This window comes from Microcoleus sp. K5-D4, from assembly GCF_036704575.1.
GTDB lineage: Bacteria > Cyanobacteriota > Cyanobacteriia > Cyanobacteriales > Microcoleaceae > Microcoleus.
On record NZ_JAUBSD010000033.1, the window covers coordinates 56,888 to 63,177 of the forward strand.

Consider the following 6,290-nt stretch of genomic DNA (forward strand, 5'->3'; position numbering starts at 1 on the left):
AAAATCAAAGAGGGGCGGGTTGATTAATTCCCTGACTTTTCAACAAGTATTTCTGGTCAAACCCACCCCTACACAGATGCACCGATTGTTACATAGAAGAGGGGCGGATTTATTAATCCCCTGACTTTTTAACAAATATTTCTGGTAAAACCCGCCCCACAGAAATATCTCTCTTCGTTCTTCCTGATTTTTACCCGCACGCGCAATGCCGAAGGGCTTTTTTCCCTCTGACAACGGACAACAGTCAACAGTCAACAGTCAACAGTTACTATTTTGCAACCTCAATCTTGTAGTCTGCGCTGATGCCGTCAGCGGCCGCTGCTACTTTTTCTTTAACGCTTTGGGGTAGAGGAACGTAGCCCAATTCGGAACTAACTTTTTGACCTTCAGTTAAGCCGTATTCAACCATTGCCTCGATGGTTTTGGCTTTGTTGGGGTCAGTAACTGTTTTGGGGACGAGCATCCAAGTGTAGGTGACAATTGGATAGGATTGAGCGCCTTCGGGGTCTTCGATAAATGCTCGCAGGTTTTCCGGCATCGGCACAGTTGCTAAAGCTTGAGAAGCTGATTCGTCGGTAGGTGCGACAAAGCTGCCTGCTTTGTTTTCCAAAGATGCAAATTTGACATTGTTGTTTTTGGCATAGCCGTATTCTATGTAGCCGAGGCTGCCTACGGTTTGCAGAATTTGGGCTGTGACGCCTTCGTTGCCTTTTGCGCCTACGCCTACGGGCCACTGTACTGTTTTGCCGTCGCCTACTGCACTTTTCCAGTCGGGGCTGATGGCACTCAGGTGTTTGGTGAAGACGGCGGTTGTACCGCTACCGTCGGAACGGTGGACGATGGTGATGGCTTGGTCTGGCAATTTAGCGGTCGGGTTGGCGGCTGCAATTTTGGGATCGTTCCAGTTGGTAATTTTACCGGCGAAGATATCTGCGTAAACGTCCCGTGGTAGTTTCAATGGTTCGGTTAAGTCTGGCAGGTTGTAGCCGATGACGATGCTGCCTGCTGTCATCGGCAGCAGTATCACGCCTTTGTCGGCTGGAACTTTGGCGATTTCGTCGTCTTTCATGCCGGTGTCGCTGGCCCCAAAGTCTACTGTGCCTTTGGTAAATTGTTCGACTCCGGCGCCGCTGCCTACTGATTGATAGTTAATTTGTACTTTGGGGTTGATTTTGTTGAAGTCTTGAAACCAACGCTGGTACAGAGGGGCGGGGAATGAGGCGCCGGCTGCGGTGATGGCTACGTCTGAGGCTAGGGCGAGTTTGGTGTTTTCCGCTGTGCCGGTGGCTGCAACGGGGGAAGCGCCGGGGGATGCTGCGGTGTCGCCGGGGGTGGGGGTGCCGCCTGTGGGTGTGCTGGGACTGCTGCAAGCTGCTACACTGAGGGCGATCGCCATAGCGGAAATTGCAGTAGTCAAACGGTTTGGATTAATCAAGTTGAGACGAAAAAGCATAGGTATAAAAAATCTGCGATCGTTATATGGGTCTCCCGCATCAGCATAGCGCGCAAAAGTAAAGGTTAGGTTAAGAATCTTTACACTTAATCCCAATTTAATATTAATTAATATTATTAATGTTATTTATGAGCTTGACAAGTGTGACTATATAAGATATGGGGCATAGAAATAGCTACGGAAACAAGCAGTCGATCGCCCGATCGCGAAAAATTCCCCATTAAATTATCACAAGATCCAGGCTTGAGAACCAGAAAACCATACAATGGTGGTTATTTTGACAGTAGTGCTAGTATTAAGAATTTAAAAGCTGCGGGCATTGAAGCTGGCATCTGACAAATGCCTTCTGACGAATGCCGTTTGATGATATAGCAACCGCCCTGACGGTTAGGACGTTCTTAATTGCACAAACATAAACGGTCGATTGCAACTTCGGTCTTCCTTCTTTCTTCTGCTATAATGCCTGCTCCTATTGAACTAATCTGGGCTGTTATTGGTTTACTCCTGACGATAGGAGGCACTTTTTTGCCTGCATCTGTCACAATTCCTATTGGGTTGTGGGACGATCGAGGACTTCAGGCGTACTCTTTAGGTGTTACCTATCAAATTGGAGCCGTTTTGCTAGTAGGCTGCATGGGGGGGAAAAATGCTGCGGCTCTCTCGCAAATTGCTTATTTAGCATTAGGATTAACTTTGTGGCCCGTTTTTTCTCAAGGCGGCGGCATCGGCTATCTCAAAGAAGCGAGTTTTGGGTATTTGCTGGGTTTTGTGCCTGGTGCTTGGGTGTGCGGCTGGGTGGCTTTTAAGGTTGCTTCGCGGCTGGAATCTATGGCTTTTAGCTGTTTGTGCGGTTTGTTCACTGTTCACGCGATCGGCTTAATTTATCTAATTTTTACTTACTGGCTGCCTCCGGCAAAAAAAACACCTTTATTCGATGAGATTCTTAAATACTCAGTTTATCCCCTGCCGGGACAATTGGCAGTAGTTTGTGCGATCGCAGTGCTGTCCTTTACTTTGCGCCGCTTGATGTTTTATTAATTGCGAAGGAAGAAGGAAGAAGGAAGAAGAAAGAAAGAAGGAAGGAGGAAGAAGGAAGAAGGAAGGAGGAAGAAGGAAGAAGGAAGGAGGAAGAAGGAAGAAGGAAGGAGGAAGAAGGAAGGAGGAAGAAGGAAGGAGGAAGAAGGAAGGATGAAGGAGGAAGAAGGAAGGAGGAAGAAGGAAGGAGGAAGAAGGAAGAAGGAAGAGGTAACTGGTAATTGTGCAAAATAAGGTTATACTATACATTGCGAAACGGGAGAGTCATCTCGCTGCGGCTGGGATTGCTTTGATCCACTGCATTCTGCTCGCAATGACAAGTGAGATACGAGTAAATTCTTTCATGCCCGATGCCCCATTTTCTATTGCTTAATTCATGCGTTTTAAAAGAAATCCCTTGTTCTGGGTGGCTGCTGTTATCAGTTTAGTTTTAGACCACCTGACTAAGTTTTGGGTGGTGCAAAATTTTGACTTGACGCTTCCTCCGCAGACGCAGCCGCTGTTACCCGGAGTGTTTCACTTCACTTATGTTGTTAATACCGGTGCGGCTTTTAGTTTGTTCAGCAATGGCGGGGCGAATTGGTTGCGGTGGCTGTCTTTGGGCGTTAGTGTGGGATTGGTGGTGCTGGCTTGGTTCGGGCCGCGCATTAACCGCTGGGAACAAGCTGGCTACGGTTTGATTTTGGGGGGAGCACTGGGGAATGGGATCGATCGATTTGTTTCCGGCCACGTTGTAGATTTTATCGATTTTCGGCTCATTCGGTTCCCGGTATTTAATCTGGCGGATGTGTTTATTAATGCTGGGATTGTCTGTTTGCTGATTGCAACTTTTTACAGTCCACCGCCGCCGAAAAGCCAAGACGATCGCAATTCTATTTCAGACTAACTTTCAACAAGTCAATCGATTTTAGATTTTAGATTTTAGATTTTAGATTAACCACCCACGGGCTGTACCGTTCTCAGGTTTATCGGATGCGGAGCTTTTTTTGGTTATCCACTGATGAATCCGGCGACCTCGCAACCAATTGCTTTCGGTCATTTGTCAGTTATCTGTTACCAGAATGTATAGGTGTCAACTTAAAATTAGGGTCATTTATGAGCTATAATTAAATTCTTTATTGCTAAGGATAAACTTTCCCGCGCTCGAAAGCAATTTGGTCACAAACCCCCAGATTTATCCGTGGGATAAATTCCCAAATCTAAAATCTAAAATCTAAAATCTAAAATCTAAATTCCCAAATTTAAAATCTAAAATCTAAAATCTAAATTCCCAAATTTAAAATCTAAAATCTAAAATCTAAAATCTAAAATCTAAAATCGAATGACTCCTAATCCATTTGCTCAAGAACGCTTACTATTTGCCCCAGCAACCCCCGATGCTGATGCTATCCCGACTATTTTTGCTTTTCCCAACGAGTACACGGTGGGTATTACCAGTCTGGGCTATCAGATAGTGTGGGCAACTTTGGCTGTGCGATCGGATATTGAAGTGGGCCGTTTATTTACTGATATCCGCGAACAACTTCCCCGACATCCAGAATTACTGGGATTTTCGCTTTCTTGGGAACTAGACTATGTAAATATTCTAAATTTATTGGAATCTCTAGAAATTCCGATTTGGGCGTCAAAACGAACTGATAATCATCCGATAGTCTTCGGCGGTGGCCCGGTTTTTACTGCTAATCCAGAACCTTTTGCCGACTTTTTTGATGTGATTTTGCTCGGAGATGGCGAACATCTCATAGACAATTTTATTGATGCTTGTAAAGAAGTCCGTACCGCCGACAGACAAACTAAATTGCGGCATTTAGCCCAAGTTCCGGGGGTTTACGTTCCCAGTTTGTACGAAGTAACTTATCTGGATACGGCTGAGGGGGTTAAATCGATTCAGCCTGTCGATTCTGGAATTCCCAGTGTGGTTGAAAAACAGACTTATCGCGGCAATACTTTATCTGCTTCCACGGTGGTGACAGAAAAAGCGGCGTGGGAAAATATTTACATGGTGGAAGTGGTTCGGAGTTGTCCAGAAATGTGCCGTTTTTGTTTGGCAAGTTATCTCACTTTGCCGTTTAGAACTGCAAGTTTGGAGGATTCGTTAATTCCGGCGATCGATCGCGGTTTAGCTGTGACTAATCGTTTGGGTTTGTTGGGTGCTTCGGTCACTCAGCACCCGGAATTTGAAGCGTTGCTGGATCATTTGAATCATCCGAAATACGACGGTGTGCGCCTGAGTCTTTCTTCGGTACGCACGAACACGGTGACAGTTAAATTGGCAGAAATATTGACAAACAGAGACAGCAAATCTGTGACAATTGCGGTGGAAAGCGGGAGCGATCGCCTCCGCAAAATCGTTAACAAAAAACTCACAAATGACGAAATTATTCAAGCTGCTATCAATGCTAAGGCGGGCGGCTTAAAGGGAATTAAACTTTACGGGATGGCGGGAATTCCAGGTGAAGAGATGGAGGATTTAGAGGAAACGGTGGCAATGATGCGGGCGATTAGAAAAGCTGTTCCCGGTTTGCGGTTGACTCTGGGATGCAGCACTTTTGTCCCGAAATCTCACACTCCTTTTCAGTGGTTTGGAGTGAATAAAGATGCGGAGAAGAGGCTGAAGTTTTTAGATAAAGAATTGCGGAAGTTAGGTTTAGAATTTAGACCTGAAAGCTATAACTGGTCGGTAATTCAGGGTTTGCTCTCAAGGGGCGATCGGCGGTTGTCTCGGCTTTTGGAATTAGTGCGGCATTACGGCGATACTTTGGGCAGTTATCGGCGGGCTTTTAAGGAGTTGCGGGGACAGTTGCCGGAGATGGATTTTTATGTTTTTCAAGAGTGGGAATTGGATCAGGTTTTGCCTTGGAGTCATTTAAAAGGCCCGCTACCGGAGGCGACTTTGAAGAAGCATTTGGCTGAGGCGATGAGTCATACAACACGACAGCAAAATCAAGAATGTGAGAATTCACTAAGTCCCGTTTAGTAAATTAGATTATAATAGTCTCATGCGTGTCATTAGCCGAAAACGACTAAAAGAATTTTGGGAAACACACCCCAATGCTGAAACAAGTCTGTTGCTGTGGTATCAGCGTAGTTGTGATGCTGAATGGCAAAGTTTAGTAGATATTCGTAAAGTATTTCCTTCGGCTGACTTAGTAGGTAACTTTACGGTATTTAATATTGGTGGCAATAACTATCGGTTAATTGCTTTTATCGACTATGAATACCAGATAGTGTTTGTCCGCTGTGTTTTAACTCATGCAGAATATAATAAGGAGAACTGGAAAAATGACGACTGGTTTAAAAACTCCTAGTAGCTACTATATCGAGATAATCACAACTTTTCCACCGCGTCCAATTACTTGTGAAGCTGAGTTGATTGCTACACAAAATCGGATTGATTCTATTGTGAGTCGGAGCAATCTCACGCAGGACGATCGGGATTACTTAAACGTGTTGGGTACTCTTGTTTATGATTACGAACAAAAACATGAGCCAATGCCAGTCTTGAAAGGTATCGCACTACTGAAAGCATTGATGGTTGAGGACAATATTCAAGAAAAAGATTTGGTTGATATTTTTGAATCAGAGTCTTGGGTATCTGAGATGATGGATGGAAAGCGGGAACTGACGGCGAGTCAAATTCACAAGTTAGCTAAGTTTTTCCATCTTTCCCCTGTGGCATTTCTTGAGTATAATTAATTGCCAGGATACTGGGATGAGTGACGCACTAGACCTCTTGCGAAAGTGCGAGCGCTCTAGTAAAATAAAAGAAAAAATTAGCTGAATAATATGAATTACGAACAAT

The 6,290-nt window shown here is 44.8% G+C and carries 7 protein-coding genes; 6 read left to right on the top strand and 1 reads right to left on the bottom strand.

Annotated elements, in window-relative coordinates; all coding sequences use genetic code 11:
- Window positions 1–268: 268 nt before the first annotated feature.
- Entirely contained in the window at window positions 269–1,453 is a 1,185-nt protein-coding gene (gene pstS, locus QUA77_RS12995) for a phosphate ABC transporter substrate-binding protein PstS (protein ID WP_333450444.1), read from the bottom strand.
- Window positions 1,454–1,912: 459 nt separating this feature from the next.
- Between pstS and QUA77_RS13000 the strand changes: the two genes are divergently transcribed.
- The 6 genes from QUA77_RS13000 to QUA77_RS13025 all read left to right on the top strand — a co-directional run bounded on the left by QUA77_RS13000 (window position 1,913) and on the right by QUA77_RS13025 (window position 6,184).
- Window positions 1,913–2,491 carry a biotin transporter BioY gene (locus tag QUA77_RS13000; protein ID WP_006635529.1) on the top strand — a complete coding sequence of 193 codons (579 nt, stop codon included), beginning with the start codon at window positions 1,913–1,915 and terminating at the stop codon, window positions 2,489–2,491.
- Window positions 2,492–2,722, top strand: a complete 231-nt coding sequence (locus QUA77_RS13005; RefSeq protein ID WP_333450446.1) for a hypothetical protein — start codon at window positions 2,492–2,494, stop codon at window positions 2,720–2,722.
- Between the two features lie 142 nt (window positions 2,723–2,864).
- Window positions 2,865–3,374, top strand: a complete 510-nt coding sequence (lspA, locus tag QUA77_RS13010) for a signal peptidase II (RefSeq protein ID WP_333450448.1) — start codon at window positions 2,865–2,867, stop codon at window positions 3,372–3,374.
- Window positions 3,375–3,809: 435 nt separating this feature from the next.
- A complete protein-coding gene (locus tag QUA77_RS13015) occupies window positions 3,810–5,465 on the top strand; it encodes a radical SAM protein (protein WP_333450450.1) in 1,656 nt (551 codons plus the stop codon).
- Between the two features lie 22 nt (window positions 5,466–5,487).
- Window positions 5,488–5,796 (top strand): type II toxin-antitoxin system HigB family toxin, encoded by a 309-nt coding sequence (locus tag QUA77_RS13020; RefSeq protein WP_333296261.1) that lies wholly within the window; start codon window positions 5,488–5,490, stop codon window positions 5,794–5,796.
- Window positions 5,771–6,184 carry a transcriptional regulator gene (locus QUA77_RS13025; RefSeq protein ID WP_333450452.1) on the top strand — a complete coding sequence of 138 codons (414 nt, stop codon included), beginning with the start codon at window positions 5,771–5,773 and terminating at the stop codon, window positions 6,182–6,184. The genes QUA77_RS13020 and QUA77_RS13025 overlap by 26 nt, the downstream gene beginning before the upstream one ends.
- The last annotated feature ends 106 nt before the right edge of the window (window positions 6,185–6,290 follow it).